The organism is Virgibacillus sp. MG-45, from assembly GCF_036409425.1.
Taxonomy (GTDB): domain Bacteria; phylum Bacillota; class Bacilli; order Bacillales; family Amphibacillaceae; genus LDC-1.
The window spans coordinates 137,117-153,681 of the sequence record NZ_JAXOFU010000006.1; the positions used below are offsets into that span (position 1 = coordinate 137,117).

General features: G+C 37.7%; 12 protein-coding genes. 8 read left to right on the forward strand and 4 right to left on the reverse strand.

Features of this window, described 5'->3' with window-relative positions; genetic code table 11:
• Positions 1-136 precede the first annotated feature (136 nt).
• From SPK86_RS08565 to SPK86_RS08575, 3 genes are all read left to right on the forward strand, one after another.
• Positions 137-1,321, forward strand: a complete 1,185-nt coding sequence (locus SPK86_RS08565) for an MFS transporter (protein WP_284140232.1) — start codon at positions 137-139, stop codon at positions 1,319-1,321.
• Positions 1,322-1,504: 183 nt separating this feature from the next.
• Entirely contained in the window at positions 1,505-4,678 is a 3,174-nt protein-coding gene (locus tag SPK86_RS08570) for a DEAD/DEAH box helicase (protein WP_330949115.1), read from the forward strand.
• A 182-nt stretch (positions 4,679-4,860) separates the two neighbouring features.
• Positions 4,861-6,087, forward strand: a complete 1,227-nt coding sequence (locus tag SPK86_RS08575; protein WP_284140230.1) for a TsoY family (seleno)protein — start codon at positions 4,861-4,863, stop codon at positions 6,085-6,087.
• An 82-nt stretch (positions 6,088-6,169) separates the two neighbouring features.
• On the opposite strand, the gene SPK86_RS08580 is transcribed toward SPK86_RS08575, so the two are convergent.
• Both SPK86_RS08580 and SPK86_RS08585 read right to left on the reverse strand, forming a co-directional pair.
• Positions 6,170-7,462 (reverse strand): hypothetical protein, encoded by a 1,293-nt coding sequence (locus SPK86_RS08580; protein WP_330949116.1) that lies wholly within the window; start codon positions 7,460-7,462, stop codon positions 6,170-6,172.
• 255 nt (positions 7,463-7,717) lie between these two features.
• Positions 7,718-9,337, reverse strand: a complete 1,620-nt coding sequence (locus SPK86_RS08585) for a long-chain fatty acid--CoA ligase (protein WP_330949117.1) — start codon at positions 9,335-9,337, stop codon at positions 7,718-7,720.
• Between the two features lie 263 nt (positions 9,338-9,600).
• Here SPK86_RS08585 and SPK86_RS08590 point away from each other — a divergent pair, with 263 nt between their 5' ends.
• The 5 genes from SPK86_RS08590 to SPK86_RS08610 all read left to right on the forward strand — a co-directional run bounded on the left by SPK86_RS08590 (position 9,601) and on the right by SPK86_RS08610 (position 14,749).
• Positions 9,601-10,587, forward strand: a complete 987-nt coding sequence (locus SPK86_RS08590) for a TAXI family TRAP transporter solute-binding subunit (RefSeq protein ID WP_284140228.1) — start codon at positions 9,601-9,603, stop codon at positions 10,585-10,587.
• Positions 10,588-10,721: 134 nt separating this feature from the next.
• Positions 10,722-11,258, forward strand: a complete 537-nt coding sequence (locus tag SPK86_RS08595) for a DUF1850 domain-containing protein (protein WP_284140227.1) — start codon at positions 10,722-10,724, stop codon at positions 11,256-11,258.
• Positions 11,251-13,251 carry a TRAP transporter permease gene (locus tag SPK86_RS08600; protein WP_284140226.1) on the forward strand — a complete coding sequence of 667 codons (2,001 nt, stop codon included), beginning with the start codon at positions 11,251-11,253 and terminating at the stop codon, positions 13,249-13,251. The genes SPK86_RS08595 and SPK86_RS08600 overlap by 8 nt, the downstream gene beginning before the upstream one ends.
• A 323-nt stretch (positions 13,252-13,574) precedes the next feature.
• On the forward strand, positions 13,575-14,195 hold the full coding sequence (locus tag SPK86_RS08605) for a lysozyme family protein (RefSeq protein ID WP_284140225.1): 621 nt from the start codon (positions 13,575-13,577) through the stop codon (positions 14,193-14,195).
• 176 nt (positions 14,196-14,371) lie between these two features.
• A complete protein-coding gene (locus tag SPK86_RS08610; protein WP_284140224.1) occupies positions 14,372-14,749 on the forward strand; it encodes a RidA family protein in 378 nt (125 codons plus the stop codon).
• An 80-nt stretch (positions 14,750-14,829) separates the two neighbouring features.
• On the opposite strand, the gene SPK86_RS08615 is transcribed toward SPK86_RS08610, so the two are convergent.
• Complete coding sequence (locus SPK86_RS08615; protein WP_284140309.1) at positions 14,830-15,075, reverse strand: DUF1450 domain-containing protein; 246 nt, start codon at positions 15,073-15,075, stop codon at positions 14,830-14,832.
• 126 nt (positions 15,076-15,201) lie between these two features.
• Entirely contained in the window at positions 15,202-16,395 is a 1,194-nt protein-coding gene (locus SPK86_RS08620) for an MFS transporter (RefSeq protein ID WP_284140223.1), read from the reverse strand.
• Between the last annotated feature and the right edge of the window lie 170 nt (positions 16,396-16,565).

The window sequence follows — 16,565 nt, forward strand, 5'->3', positions numbered from 1 at the left end:
GCCTTTAATTATAGAACCTAGTAAATCAGGATTATTACCCGGTATATTCGGATGGAGCAATCCCGCATATCGTTTCTATTTTCAACCACTGCACACTCCTGTATAATAAACTTCGACTATCGAAGGAAGTGAAATGATGAGTGTGCAACAAAATAATTCAGTAAAACACGAAAAAATTTGGACACGAGATTTTATTATGATTTGTGTGGCGAATTTTTTTATCTTTTTAGGATTTCAAATGACATTGCCGACACTACCTATATTCGTGAAAGAGTTAGGTGGAAGTGATCAAATTATCGGTTTAATTGTCGGGATATTTACCTTTTCTGCATTAATTTTCCGGCCATATGCAGGACATTCATTAGAAACAAAAGGTCGACGCTTTGTCTATATGCTTGGCTTATCCATTTTTGTTATATCCGTCGGTTCGTATGCCTTTATTACGACAATCGGGTTTTTATTTGTAATGCGGATGGTGCAGGGGGTTGGCTGGGGATTGTCAACTACAGCTACAGGAACAATTGCAACGGATTTGATACCGCCAAAACGACGAGGAGAGGGAATGGGTTATTTCGGTTTATCCGGGAACCTTGCATTAGCATTTGGTCCTTCGCTCGGACTTTATCTTGTTGGGGTTATTTCGTTCAAAGCTTTCTTCCTTATTTGTGCGGCATCCGGGTTGGTAGCATTTCTATTAGCAGCCAATATTCGTTATAAAAAAGTGGAGCAATCCGAACATAAATCGGTTACCGTGAAATTTGATATTTTTGAGAAAACGGCATTACAGCCTGCTATTTTGTTATTCTTTATTACGGTTACTTTTGGAGGGATTGCATCCTTTCTTCCTTTATATGCTGCTGAAAAGCAAATTACTGGTATCGAGTCCTACTTCCTCGTATATGCCTTATTCTTATTACTATCTAGAACGTTTGCAGGGAGAATTTATGATATGAAAGGGCATCTGTACGTGTTTCTTCCAGGGGCCCTGATGATTTTTATTGCGATGCTTCTTTTAGCATGGCTGCCAAATACGTTTATTCTTTTACTTGGAGCGGCCTTTTATGGATTGGGGTTTGGTAGTGTGCAGCCTGCCTTACAAGCATGGGCAGTTGATAAAGCGCCAAGCAATCGAAAGGGAATGGCGAATGCAACATTCTTTTCCTCATTTGATCTAGGTGTCGGCTTAGGTGCTATTGTGTTTGGGCAGTTAGCATTTGTATTTGATTATGGAATCATATACATTACATCGGCTGTTTCTGTTCTGATTTCCATGCTCCTATACATTTACTTACTCCTTCAAACAAAAAGAAAAGCAAGTTAATAAATAGCATCTTTGAAGTCATTACCTCGTAAGGAACGTAACTATAAATCCAAGCTGCTTTACGGCTTGGATTTATTTGCGTATGAGAAAGTCATGAAAAAAAGTAAATTTTTGCTATGGTTTTAAAACGTATCATTCTTGTATACAATAGAAGAAAAGTGATAAAAGGTAGGTTGCTAGATTTTGAAGAAACTGAGCGATATTAATTTAGAACGATTGTTTCCAGCTTCTGTATATAAACGAGGATTACAATACTTTAAACAAGATCGAGTGAATGACTTGCTTTTTGATATAAATCATCAGGTGTGGACAGCAACTGTTGATGGAACGGAACCATATTTTGTAGAAATTGATTTACAGCATATGGAAAAAGGAACGGTTGATACGTATTGTGATTGTCCAGCTTTCGATACGTTTCAAACATGTAAGCACATCGTAGCGGTGCTCCTCAGCGTTGTTCAAAAAGAACGCAACAACCCTTCCCACGAAGCACGTCCAAACTATAAATTAGCCGAACAGTTTATGCAATCATTAGGAATGATCAAACAACAGGAGCGAGCAAACGATTTTTTTCCTGACAAAAAAGAGCTCCATATCGAATATATTGGTAAATGGGGCTATGAAAAAAACCTGATTTTAGAGCTGAAAGCAGGTGAAAATCGTTCCTATGTTGTAAAGGATATTGTTGAATTTTTACATGATGTACACTTAGGGAGAGGGCATTTTTTTACGAAAAATTTCATTTATTCACCAGAGCATCACTATATTTTACAACAAGATATGCAAATCCTAGAAAGGTTATTTTCTATCGTTCGCAACGAGGAAATATATCGGGAGCCGGCTTATTATCATTATCTTAATAAAGGAAGCGAGAAGCGCTCAATTGTAATTCCACCGCTCGTAGCTGAAGAGCTCTTGGAACAATTAGTCCAAAGAGATTTTATTGTTGATAATAAAGAGAGTGAAAATGAGCAGCCACTGCAAATTGTCAAGGATCAGCTTCCTTTTCGTTTTTCCTTATCTAAAAACGAACAAAAAGATCTTACGTTGAATTTGCATCATATGGAAGGTGTAACGTATTTTGATTCTTATCAAATGCTTTATGATAAAGGAACCTTCTATTTTCCAAGCAAAGATCAGGTTCCTATTATTGAGCAAATCATGAAATTTAGTCTGTTGGGAGATACACTTCCAATTGCTAACGAGCAAGCAGATATGTTTATTTCCGAGGTTGTTCCGTCATTAAAAAAAGTAAGTGAAGTAGATATTGCCGATAATGTAGCAGCTGACATCATTCAAGTCCCTTTAAAAGCAAAGCTATATTTAGAAGTAAAGAATGATTGGATAATTGGAAAGCTACTGTATCATTACGGAGCAGAAGAAATTGATCCATTTAATGGTAGAAAACAGAATGACGTCATGATTATTCGTGATGTTGAAAAAGAACAAAAGATTATGCAGCTTATTGAGCATGCTAATTTCCATTACAACGGCAAAGAACTGTATATAGCTCCTGATGATGAGCAACTATATGAATTTCTTTATCGTTATTTACCGATGCTTGATGAGCAGGTTGAATTATTTCTTACATCCGAGCTCCGAAGTATGTTTCTTGAAACAGAACCTACTCCAAGCACTAGTGTTCGTGTGGAATCTGCAAATAATTTACTGGAGGTTGGATTTGATATTGAAGGCGTTAATGATGATGAGGTCTCCCGTATTTTAGATGCAGTGATTGAAAAAAAACGCTATTATCGAATGCAGGATGGTGCAATCATATCGCTAGAGGGAGAAGATTTTTCTTCAATCAAGCAATTTTTTGCGGACTTGAATATTAATAAAGATGATGTTCAGAATGGGAATATTCAAATGCCGGTTTATCGAGGTATGCAAGTTGATGAACTGCTTGATACAAAGAAAAATTATGATCCAACATTTCGTGCGCTCTTGCATCGGTTAAAATCACCGGAGGAACAGGTCTATCCATTGCCGGAAAAGCTACATGCTACCTTGCGAAATTATCAAGTAACAGGATATCAATGGTTCAAGTCGTTAAGCTCCTATCAATTAGGGGGGATTTTAGCGGATGATATGGGGCTAGGAAAAACATTGCAAAGTATAGCCTATATTGTTTCCGAGCCAAGTGACTATCCACATATCATTGTCGCGCCATCTTCGGTCGTTTATAATTGGAAAAATGAAATAGAGAAATTCTCACCGTCTTTATCTGTAGCAATTATGACGGGAAATCCAGTTGAACGCCATGCACGAATCAAGCAATCCCAAGCAGTCGATGTATGGATTACATCTTATGCGACACTTCGGCAAGATATTGAAATTTATATGGAGCAGCAATTCCAGACACTTATTTTAGACGAAGCGCAATTTATTAAAAACTATGCAACGAAAACGTCTCAAGCGATCCGCAAAATGAAAGCAAGTCGTCGTTTTGCTTTAAGCGGGACTCCAATAGAAAATTCAATTGATGAGCTGTGGGCAATTTTTCAAGTAGTGTTACCAGGTCTAATGCCTAATCAGAAGCAGTTTCGTCAATTAGAGCATGAAAAAATCGCGTCATTAACAAAGCCATTTATATTACGTCGCTTAAAAAAGGATGTATTAAAAGAGCTTCCTGATAAAATTGAATCTGTACATGTATCTGAATTAACCGATGAGCAAAAAAATCTGTATGTTGGGTATTTGCGTCAGCTACAACAAGAGGCGGCTCAATCGATGCAAACGAACAGTTTTCAGAAGAACAGGATGAGAATTTTAGCAGGACTTACTCGATTACGCCAAATCTGCTGTCATCCAGCTCTATTCATTGAAAATTACGACGGTCCTTCTGGTAAGCTGGCTCAACTGATGGAGACGGTTCAAAATGCAATCGAAAATGGAAAAAGAATGCTGATTTTTTCTCAGTTTACGAGCATGCATGAAATAATTATCGAAAAGTTAACAGAAGCAGGTATTGGGTATTTTTATATCCACGGACAAACAGCTGCACAAGAAAGAGTTGAAATGAGTGAGCGTTTTAATAATGGGGAAAACGATGTATTTCTTATTTCACTAAAAGCAGGTGGAACAGGATTAAATTTGACAGGTGCTGACACGGTTATTCTCTATGATCTTTGGTGGAATCCAGCAGTCGAAGATCAGGCAACTGGACGGGCACACCGATTTGGCCAAAAAAATGTTGTGCAAGTAATTCGTTTAATTACGGAAGGAACGATTGAAGAAAAAATTTATGATTTGCAGCAGAAGAAACGTGAATTAATTGATAAAGTAATTCAACCAGGAGAAACAATGCTTTCCAGCTTAAGTGAAGCAGATATTCGCGAGCTGTTAAATATTTAACGAAAAGTCATTTTGAAGTACCTCTGAGGTTGGCGCTCGCCATCCTTCGGAGGTGCTTTTTGATTGAATGAGCTATGTATAGGGGAATCCCCCTAAAAACACTTGAAAGGATTGTTTATTTCTCTTTTGCCATTTATAATATATACCCATGTGGGTATAAAAAAAGGGGGAAACAATAGAAGATGAGAAAGAATTTAGGAAGCAATTATAATCCGCTCTACTTTTTAGCCTCATTAGGAAGTGGTGGATTAGCAGTATCATTTTATATGTATTTTATGTTCATGGTGCAGCATCCAGGAAGACCGATGGCCAATTTTGAACACGTATTTCCGCTGATTGGAAAAGAGAATATGGCAGTATCACTATTGATTGTCATTGCAATAATGGCAATTATTTTTATGGGATACAAGCATGTTCAACTATTACTATGGAATATAAAAGAATATCGCGCATTTAAACAAACCGAAGCATTTGAGAAGCTGAAGAACTCAAATGCCGCAGTATCACTCATGGCTATTCCGCTTACATTGGCGATGACAATAAATGTGTTACTTATTTTTGCAGGATTGTTTATACCAAATCTATGGAATGTGGTGGAATACATGTTTCCATTTGCATTGCTTGGATTTTCAGCAGTAGGAATTTATGCATTAATCATTTTTAAAGGATATATGACGCGCTTCTTGATGAAGGAAGGGTTTGACCCAGTAAAAAACAATAGCCTTAGTCAGCTTCTAGCAGTCTTTGCTTTTGTTATGATTGCGGTTGGCTTTGCGGCACCTGGTGCGATGAGTAGCACGTTATGGGTGTCAACGATAGGAATAGTATTCTCTATCTTTTTCGCTACATTAGCAATTGTATTGTTTGTCGCCCATTTAATCTTAGGAACGGCTGCAATGTTTGAGCATGGAATTGATAAAATCGGCAGTCCAAGTATTTGGATGGCTATTCCGATTATGACGATTCTAGGTATTACATTTGTGCGCTTGTTCATGGGCGTGAATCATAATCTGCTTCAAGAAGCAAACCCTTCTCCACTTCCGCTCTTTATCGTGTTAGCTGTCTTTGTTTCGATTCAGCTTGTATTTGGAATTATCGGCTATGCTGTTTTGAAAAAGATTGGCTATTTTGAGGATATGATCCATGGAGAAGGAAAAAACGCAGGCACATATGGATTGATTTGCCCAGGAGTGGCATTTATGGTGCTCGGTATGTTTTTCATCCATTGGGGATTTGTGCAAAATGGAATAGTCACGAAGTTTTCACCAATTTACTTTATTATGCTCGTTCCATATGTCTTTGTTCAGCTTAAGACCCTATCGATTATGTTTAAAATAAACAAAAAGCATTTTTCCGTTTCAAGCAAGGTGCTTGTGGCTAAAGGACAATCAATCTTGAGAAATGAATAGGTGCGCTCTGGTGGTTAAGGTCAGAACCTTTTAAAGAGGAGCATCAATGGCCTTGTTTAAGGTTCATGATGCTCCTCTGCTTTTACATATTAATTTGAAATAGCTTTCGTGGGCGTCCTTTTACATATGGCTTTTCTTCGCCGACAACTTTTATTACATCCCCAATTAATAGCTTGTTTATCGTTCTTTCAGCACTTCGTTTTGTGACACGATAATACGTGGCAACATCATGTGAAGAAAAAGGCTCATTGTTTCGTAAAGTCACGAAGTCGATAAAATTGTAGGAAAGCTCATTATTTAACCGCGCTTTATGAATGAGCGCTTGATAAAGTCTCGATGTATCGAAATGCTTTTTTACACCGAGTGGTCCAATAATATCCTGACGATCATTTACGATATAACAGCTACTTCCTTCTGACTCTCCGCTTATATCTAATGCTTGTTGTGCGTGGTCCTCTGCTTGTTTGGCAGTAAGGCCAAGACCAAAGCCGATTTCTACTGGTACCTTTATCCTCGTTTCGATCTCTTGTAGAAGTGGAAAATCACGATAATGGTTTGTTATATGATCTAAAATCCCACGTGTACCAAATAATACGAACTGATTTTCATTATTCGTTAATAATGTTGCATATGTTTTTTCGGTGAATCTGACAAGAATACTAGAAAGTTTGGATTGAAGTTCTCTCACTTTATGTATGCCTTTTATTTTTTCTATTTCTTGTAAATGTTTAATTCGTGCATACCCTGCCACAATTTGTGCACTTTGGCTTTTGTTAAAAGTAACCAACGATTTAGCTTGCTCCATTGCATGGAGTATATTCGTTTTTGGTATGATCATACAGCTACTTGGAATGGCTCGTTGTTTTAATTGCTTATCAACTTCAATAATAGAAGTAAGGGCATAGTCTATCTTTCCTGCCTCCCAAAGTTGTACATGGTGCGATACAATTTGGTCTATATTTACTTGCGACATGTCGTTATAACTATACGTATAAAATGCACGATCTAGCATTTCTAACTCGGAGAGTACTTCGGTAACATGTGTACCATTATGAATGTCAATTGATATTCGTTTTAGTTCTTGCTTCTCATAATTTCTTACACGATACAATGAAGTGAGAACCATGTATTCATCAAATGTAATTTGAACAGCAGGTAACCGTTTCTTTTGGATTTTTTCTTTTGCATGCAAGTAAGATAAAGGGGTAGTAAATAAATAGATATCACACATAAAAGCTTGGTCAATTAATAGATTCACATCGATTTCTTTTGTATAAATAAATGGAATAATTTCAATATCCTGTTGTTCCTTTACACAATCTTCTACCCGTTCTATAATTTCCTTTCTTCCAAAAACAGCAATTTTAATCGTCACTTCTTCCACCCCCTTTCCCAATTTGTTTAAAATAATTAATTATTCTGAAAAAATAACCCGATGAAATGTTTTCAGATTGATATACTAAAATATATCGTATTGAATTTTCATAATATTGTCAAGAAAATAACGATGTAAAAACTGGTTTTAATATAATAAAATGGAATATTTTTCTTTAAGAGATGGAGTAGCTTACAGAGAAAAATTCTCTGCAAGCTAAACAAGGGTAATACGTGAAGCGATAAAAAACATCCTTTATTCATTCAATTGATAATGAGCTTTAACTTGCTCTCTCAGCTGCCTTTTTAAAAACTTTCCGACAGACGTTTTCGGTATTTCTTGGAGAAAGAGAATATCATCTGGTAACCAGAATTTAGGGAATTGTGGCTCTAAATACGTAATAAATGTCTCTTTGGAAACCTTGTCTTCATAACCGTCATTTAATACAATACAAGCAATTGGACGCTCCTGCCACTCGGGATGAGGGATAGCAACAACACTCGCTTCAAATATCGCTTCATGCGCCATCAAGGCATTTTCAATATCAACGGAAGATATCCATTCCCCACCACTTTTTACTAAATCCTTTGTGCGATCGACAATTTTAATCGTTCCTTCTTCATCTACGGTAACAACATCTCCTGTATGAAACCAGCCATCTATAAAGGCTTGTTCACTTCGCTCATCGTTGTAGTATCCATCTGCAATCCAAGGGCCTTGTAATAAGAGCTCTCCCATTTCCTCATCGTTCCAAGCAACTTCGCCATTATTTCCAACTACCTTCATTTTTAATCCGGGGACAAGGATTCCCTGTCTTGATCTTTCTTTAAGTATACCTTCCTCATCGAGGTTTTGTTGATAGCTTTTTAGGCGGGAAAAGGTAACGAGCGGAGTTGTTTCCGTTGCCCCATATGCATGATAAAACGGAATTCCAAACCGTTTTTCAAATGTTTTAATTAATCCTAGAGGAGCTGCGGCCCCCCCACAAAGAATAGCGCGCAGACTAGAAGTATCATAATCGCCCTGCTCTAACTCTCGTGCTAAGCCAAGCCATATTGTTGGCACACCAGCAGTGATGGTGACGCTATATGCTTCAATAAATGCTGCTAATCTTTTTGGTGTAAAGCGGGGACCAGGCATGACCTGATTACTGCCAAACCATGTGCAAGCAAACGGCGTCCCCCATGCATTCACGTGAAACTGTGGTACAACAGCCATCATGACATCCTTTTCCGAAATACCTGCTGAATCTGCTAGTCCTAAGGCTAAACTATGTAGCACAATGCCGCGATGCGTATATAAAACGCCTTTTGGTTTTCCGGTTGTTGCAGAGGTATAACACATTCCTGCTGGATCATTTTCATCAATTTGAGTTGTAAATGGATAAGTTTCATCACCTGTAGAGAGTAGTTCTTCATAGGAGTAAAGTGGGGCTAGCGAAGATGCTGGAAGCTCATTTTTATCTGTCATAACGATAAACGCTTCAACTGTCGGTAGCTGATCTTTTATCTTATCGATAAGCGGTAAAATATCTTCATCAATAAATAAAACCTTATCTTCTGCGTGATTAATAATGTAAATAATATGCTCTGGGGAAAGGCGGATGTTAATTGTATGCAATACAGCTCCCATTCCGGGTGCGGCAAAGTAAATTTCTAAATGACGATGATGGTTCCAAGCAAGCGTTCCAACACGATCTCCTTTTTGAATACCGAGTTGTGCTAATATACTCATTAGTCTACGTGTTCTGCTTCCAATTTCTTTATAGGTTAAACGGTGCAGCTTGTCGTGTGTTTGCGAGATGACTTCCTTTTTAGAAAAAAATGTTTCCGCATGCTCTAGCATGGAACCAACTAATAAAGGCACTTGCATCATGAATACCAACTCCTTTTCATTTGTTCTTTCATAATATCACATTATTCCAATTATTTTAATAATAAAAATAATTAGTCAGAGACTTTCATCATTGAAGAAAGAAAGAGCGTGAAAAATCCTTTCTGAATCAAAAGAAAGCTACTCATTTTGCTACCTTGTAACTAGGTTATTTGTCTAAATTTTCACAATGTAATAGATTGACAACTTTATTCATTATTTTGTACAATGATGAAAGCACAAAATTATACTAAGGGGGACTATGCATGAAAAAGAAAAATTTTATGCTTTCATTTGCAATGTTGCTCGTACTATCACTTTTTTTAGCAGCTTGTGGATCTGATGATAAAGATGATGCAGCTAAAGGTGGCGACAAGGGAGATAAGCCAGAATTTCTCCAATTGCTAACTGGTGGAACAAGTGGTACATACTATCCGTTAGGCGGCCAAATGGCGAAAATCATTTCTGATGAAACAGGAATTGAGACAACAGCTGCTACGTCGAATGCTTCGGCAGACAATGTAATCGCTTTATCAAAAGGTGAAGCTGAGCTTGCTTTTGTTCAAACGGATGTTGTTGCAAATGCAATCGAAGGAAAGAACGCTTTTGAAGGAAAAAAAGTAGATAATGTCTTAGCATTAGGGTCTTTATATCCAGAAACAATTCAAATTGTAACGACGGCAGATTCTGGCATTGGCTCTGTAGAGGATTTAAAAGGAAAAAAAGTATCCGTTGGAGCACCAGGATCAGGAACATATATTAATGCGGAACAAATCTTAGAAGTACATGGGATGACCATGGATGATATTGATGCGCAAAATTTAGACTTTGGTGAATCTACTGGTGGTATTCAGGATGGGAACATTGCAGCAGCGTTTATTACAGCAGGAACACCAACAGGTGCTGTAGAAGGGTTATCAGCTACAGAAGATGTTCGTATCGTACCAATTGCACAGGATAAAGTGGACGAATTAGTAAATAAGTACCCTTATTATGCTGCTGATACGGTGAAAAAAGGAACATATAAGTTACCTGAAGATGTAAACACAGTAGCAGTACTTGCAATGCTAGCAGTTACCGATGAATTATCTGAGGACGTAGTCTATGATATTACGAAAGCCATTTATGACAATACTGATAAAATTGAACATGGCAAAGGTGAATTTATCACACTTGAATCAGCATTAGACGGTATTGGGATTGATCTTCATCCAGGTGCCAAAAAATATTTTGATGAAAAAGGAATAAAATAGTTTTTTTCGAATAAGAAGAATTGAAGGCCAGTTGTCGATCGATTGTTAGACAAACGCTGCTGGCCTTCCTTTTTACGTCCGATATAAATCCACTGCCAATCATTCTCCCTTGTATTATGGATAGGATGGTCCAAATGAAACTTCAACAAAAGCATGTACGACTTACTGCTATTTCTCTTCTCACGCTTATCATCATTATAGGTGCACTTTTCGTCCCTTTTCGGACTGCCCTTGTTTTTTATAAAGAAAACTCGAATTCTATTATCGCTTATCTTCCGCTCAAGGAGGGAGGGAATTTTCAGATTGTTTGGAAACACTCTATCCACTTAACGGATGTTGTCGAAAAATATCAAATTCTTCCTGACCATTCCATGAAGCAGTATGAAATCATCTATGAGCATTTTGGTATTGGTATGCCTAGTAACGCCGAGAATGGAGAGGAGTTTGTTTACGAAGATGGCAAATACCATATAAAGAATTTAAATAATATTTTTCCATCATTTGTGCTACGAAATGGCAAAACAGTATCTAACCATCGCCTTCGCTGGGGGCGAAATGGACAATCGGAAATTCAATTTAACGATTACTTCCGCCCAGGCGGATTTTATAAGTTAAAGGTAGACAACTTATCTCTATGGCAACTTATGAAAGGAGTGAAAATCCATGAGTGAATCAAAGAAAATGGATAAGCTTACACAAGAACAGCAAGAGGAACTTCTGCAAAAGTATGATACAGAATCCAATACACGAAAACTTACTGGAATTATGTCGTTAGTAATTATCGGGATTTTAATTGCTTTTTCGGCATTTCAAATATACACTGGTTGGTTTGGAGAAAAAACAGCCTATATTCAACGTACTGTTCACTTGGGATTTGCGCTAGTTTTAATTTTTTTGCTTTTCCCTGCACGAAAAAAAGGACCAAAGCGAAAAATTGCTTGGTATGACTATCTATTAGCTATACTGTCGATTATCGTAACCGGGTACTGGCCGATGTTCTATGATAAGCTCGTACAGCAATTTGGTGGAATCGATCAATTTCAAATGATTATTGGGATTGGGGCAATTCTTCTCGTGCTTGAAGCAACAAGAAGAGCTGTAGGACTTCCAATCGTCATTATTGCGAGTCTATTTCTTATATATTCCTTGTTTGGTCCATATATGCCAGGCATGTTGGCTCACCGGGGACTTACTCTTGAACAATTAGTTCATTCGATGTATTTTACAACGGAAGGCATTTTAGGAACCCCGTTACAGGTTTCCTCGACTTACATTTTTCTTTTCTTGTTATTTGGAGCGTTTCTTGTAAAAACTGGAGTAGGAGACTATTTTAATGATTTAGCAATTTCATTGGCAGGTAGAAGAACTGGTGGTCCAGCAAAGGTGGCTATTTTTTCAAGTGCGCTAAATGGAACCATTTCTGGTAGCTCTGTGGCGAATACGGTTACGACAGGGTCTTATACGATACCGCTAATGAAGCGTTTGGGCTATCATAAAAACTTTGCAGGCGCAGTAGAAGCCGCATCATCTACTGGTGGACAAATCATGCCACCTATTATGGGTGCAGCTGCCTTTTTAATGATTGAGTTTGCTGGGGTAGGCTATTGGGAAATTGCCAAAGCAGCATTAATTCCAGCGATTTTATATTTTTCTGGGATATGGATAATGACGCATTTTGAAGCGAAGAAATTAGGACTACTTGGCTTGCCAGAAGAAGAAATCCCATCGAAGAAAGTAGTATTTAAAAAGCTACATTTACTGCTTCCTATTGTTGCGATTGTTTGGTTTTTATATGATGGTTTTAGTATTTCTAGAACAGCGTTATATGGAATCATTGCTGCAATCGTTGTTAGTATGTTCTTGAAAGAAACACGGATCACACCACGTAAATTTGTCGAAGCATTGACTTCTGGTGCAAGAACAGCACTTGGTGTTGCAGCAGCAACTGCAAGTGCAGGAATCATCGTCGGTGTTGTGACGAAGACAGGCTTAGGGCTAAAGCTAGGAAACGGACTTGTAAGTATGGCAGAGAGTTTCACCTCTAGTCCTAATGGTTTATTGCTATTGACCCTATTTTTTACGATGATTGCATCGATTATATTAGGAATGGGTTCGCCAACAACAGCAAACTATATCATCACCTCAACAATCGCTTTGCCAGCTATACTGGCATTAAACGATCAGCTTGAAGTTGCCATTCCAGTTTTAGCGGCGCACATGTTTGTTTTCTATTTTGGAATTGTTGCGGATATTACACCGCCTGTTGCCCTAGCTGCTTTTGCGGCTACTGGAATTTCAGGTGGAGAACCAATTCGAACGGGGGTAAATGCATCAAAGCTAGCGATTGCTGCATTTATTATTCCGTATATGTTCGTGTTACAGCCGGAGTTGTTAATGATCGATACAACAATTACAGAAGTAATTTGGATTTTATTTACGGCTATCACAGGTATGCTTGCGATTGGAGCGGGATTAATTGGTTATTGGTATCGAAAGCTTTACTGGATAGAACGGATTGCAACAGTAGCCACTGGTCTATTTCTTATTTACCCGGAGGGGAACTCTGATTTGATCGGATTAGGAGGCTTTGTAGTAATGCTTGTATTGCAATTTGTGCTTAAACGAGAGTCAGAGCCTGATAAATCGCAAGTAGCTTCCGAATAAGAGGGAAGCTATACGAAAGCAATGAACATATAAAAGAAGCTGTCTTCATGTGATAAATGATGCTTTCAATATGAAATTGGTGTCTCTATACCATTTCGATGAAATAGTCTAGTCACAAAGATAGCTTCTTTCGTTGTTCATCTTGTCATTTGCGTAATAACTACTAACACCTCATTTCAGATGAAGTTTTAGTTATTCACAGCGTGTGGATAAAGCTTGAGGGAAAGCTGCTTTTCTATGAATCTCTTAAGAATTGATAAATCCCTTTCTGTGGATAAATCTGTGTATAATAGCTTTTCATAAAACAGAAGGATACGATAGAAATGAGAAAAAAAACAAAAACAGCGATAAAAAAAGCATTTCTAGTTGCTGCTTTTCTATGCGTGGTACTATTTGCGCTATCAGTGACAATGCATAACGATATCGAACCTCAATCACAGTATGACAGCACAGCATTCGTAAGCGAAGCGGTATATGGTTATCAACCGGTCGTGAAGAAATACGCTGAACAATATGGTGTATCCAATTATGTAGATGTTTTGTTAGCTATGATGATGCAAGAATCTGGTGGACGTGGTCAAGATCCAATGCAATCGTCCGAAAGCTATTGTGGAAAAAGAGGCTGTATTAAAGATCCGGAGAAGTCGATTAAGCAAGGTGTTTATTATTTTTCGGAAACGCTTCAAGCTGCGGACGGAGATGTGGAATTAGCAATTCAATCCTATAACTTTGGAAAAGGGTTTGTTTCATTCGTCAAGAAACAGGGGTCCAGCTATTCACAAAATCTAGCGATCGAATTTTCAAGAAAAATGTATGAGCAAGCATCAGATCCTACTATTTATTCATGTCTTCGCAAAGAAGCCAAGCAGTATAATGCGTGTTATGGAGATATTTATTATGTTCGTGATGTACTTCAATATCGCAACGCTATTGCTTTAAATTAGGATATTCTAGTCATGAAAGTAGTTATTGCAAGGAAGCCTTGCATTAAAGCTGATAAAGATGACGGCGATAGAACGCGATTTTTCCATATAACAAGCAATGAGAGATGTGAACATGTTATTATTAAAAAAGACAAGCTTGCATTTAATAATTTTTCGGATGGGGAGGAGAATAGACCATGATTAAAGAAATTTATGCGAAAGATGCTCCAGCAGCTATTGGACCTTATTCGCAAGCAATCCAAGCAGGTGACTTTGTTTACGTCTCGGGTCAGATTCCAATTGATCCAACAAATGGAGAAGTGGTAAAAGGAATCGAAGCACAAACAAAGCAAGTATTAGAGAATTTAAAGGCGATTTTAACAGAAGCAAATACTGATTTTTCGCAGGTTGTTAAATTTACAATTTATCTTTCGTCCATGGATGACTTTGCAACGGTAAATGAAATCTATGGATCTTATTTAAAACAGCCATATCCTGCACGTGCAACAGTTGAAGTTAGCCGCTTACCGAAGGATGTTATGGTTGAAATGGATGCTGTTGTGTATAAACAGTAATTATGAAATTAATCGTTCGACAATATTTCCCAGGAAATAAGATGATTGCTATGAACTGTCGAAACAAAGAAGAACTGCTCTTATTGATAAAGAGTCAGTTCTTCTTTAATTGCTTCTCTTATTTTAGCCAAGCATTCTTCAGGAGTATTTCCAAATACACGTTTGTTATTCACTAATGCATATGGTTTTACTCTGCACAAGCCGCAAAAGGATAAACAATCATTTACTAATACAGCGACTTCTGGAAATTCAGCTTCAAGAATTTCCTCTATATTTAAAGTTGTAATTTGATTTCCATCACACACTTCAACGATGACGATACCCAAATAATCACGTTCTTTCTGCTTCATAATACTAAAAACACTGCTTACTTTGATAGTTGTAACACAGATAGAGCCGGAATTCAATGATTGGTAATTAGTCAGACTAAAAAAAGGCATTTCCTCTTATAATTAGGCTTCATCGAAATGGGCCTGCTTTTCGCGATTTTGATGTTTAAGCCAAGCAGAGAGCATGATGCCCCCGCTCAATAAGAGCAAGGAGCTTGTAACAAAAAATACGGAAGAAAAACCAAAAAAACCTGCTAGAGCTCCACCAAGTGCTGGCCCGATAATATTACCTAAAAATCGAAGACTTGTATTATAGCCGAGCACCTCTCCTTGCATGGATAAAGGTGCAGCCTGTCGAATGTAGGCAATTCTTACAGGAATAATACCGCCGATTGAAATGCCTAGCAAGAAACGAAGTACGATAAGCTGCCATATATTTGTGACAAATGCACCCGGGAAATATACGATACCTGCCATAAATAATAGAATGATTAAAATTTTAATATACCCTAAGCGATCACCTAGTCTTCCCCATGAACGAGTCATGAGTAAGTTCCCTAGTCCAGCAGCAGAAAATGCCAACCCAGAGAAAAACGCAATACTAGCGGTACCGTGAATTTCTGCTACATACAATGATAGAATGGGTTGTATACTGAAGTGAGCCACTTGAACGAGTACGGAAATCAGCATTACGACAAGTAATAAAGGGTGTTTAATTATATGAAGGAATACTTCCTTACTAGAATAGGATTGATATTCTTTGCTATCTACTTTAGGGAGACGTTGCTCTTTTACGCCAATCCATACAATAATAGCAGAAATAAAGACGGTGATGGAGGTCCACTTGAAAGTGGTAGAAAAGCCAATGGTGTCAGCTAATACACCGCCAAGCATCGGCCCCATTAAAGAACCAGTAATACTTCCGGTCTGTAAAGTGCCTAACACTCTACCAGCAATATGACGTGGAGTTTGTGTAGAAATCAATGCCTGGGACATCGGAATAAAACCTGTAAATATTCCCATTAATAATCGGAGGAGAAACAGTTGCCAAACATTAGAGGCAAAGCCCATTAAAAAGACAGATAGTCCTAATCCAATGGCAAAAATAATGAGTAATGGTTTCCTGCCGTACTTGTCCCCAACTCTTCCCCAAATTGGTGCGAAAATAAAGGCTGCAACAAAGGTAATTCCGAATATCCATCCTGACCAATTTTGCACATAAGCATCAGAAAAACTTCCAAACGACTCAACATATAAAGAAATAAATGGCAGTACCATGGTAATACTTCCGGCAATAAAAAAGTTTGCTAGCCACATAATTGTTAAATTTTTGTTTTTCGTTATTGGTTGATTGTTGATTATAAAACCTTCTTTCTACCAATTTACTTCGACGCTCTAAATATATATAATTTGGGAGTTAAAAGAAAGGATTATGCTCAGGTCAAAGAGTTTTTATCTACTTATATAGGAGAAATTTTCAAAGTGAG

What these genes read in the sequence shown, in the direction of transcription:
- SPK86_RS08565 (WP_284140232.1), top strand. Translation starts at nt 137, where the DNA reads ATGAGTGTGCAACAAAATAATTCAGTAAAACACGAAAAAATTTGGACA.
- SPK86_RS08575 (WP_284140230.1), top strand. Translation starts at nt 4,861, where the DNA reads ATGAGAAAGAATTTAGGAAGCAATTATAATCCGCTCTACTTTTTAGCC.
- SPK86_RS08585 (WP_330949117.1), bottom strand. Translation starts at nt 9,337, where the DNA reads ATGATGCAAGTGCCTTTATTAGTTGGTTCCATGCTAGAGCATGCGGAA.
- SPK86_RS08590 (WP_284140228.1), top strand. Translation starts at nt 9,601, where the DNA reads ATGAAAAAGAAAAATTTTATGCTTTCATTTGCAATGTTGCTCGTACTA.
- SPK86_RS08595 (WP_284140227.1), top strand. Translation starts at nt 10,722, where the DNA reads ATGAAACTTCAACAAAAGCATGTACGACTTACTGCTATTTCTCTTCTC.
- SPK86_RS08600 (WP_284140226.1), top strand. Translation starts at nt 11,251, where the DNA reads ATGAGTGAATCAAAGAAAATGGATAAGCTTACACAAGAACAGCAAGAG.
- SPK86_RS08605 (WP_284140225.1), top strand. Translation starts at nt 13,575, where the DNA reads ATGAGAAAAAAAACAAAAACAGCGATAAAAAAAGCATTTCTAGTTGCT.
- SPK86_RS08610 (WP_284140224.1), top strand. Translation starts at nt 14,372, where the DNA reads ATGATTAAAGAAATTTATGCGAAAGATGCTCCAGCAGCTATTGGACCT.
- SPK86_RS08620 (WP_284140223.1), bottom strand. Translation starts at nt 16,395, where the DNA reads ATGTGGCTAGCAAACTTTTTTATTGCCGGAAGTATTACCATGGTACTG.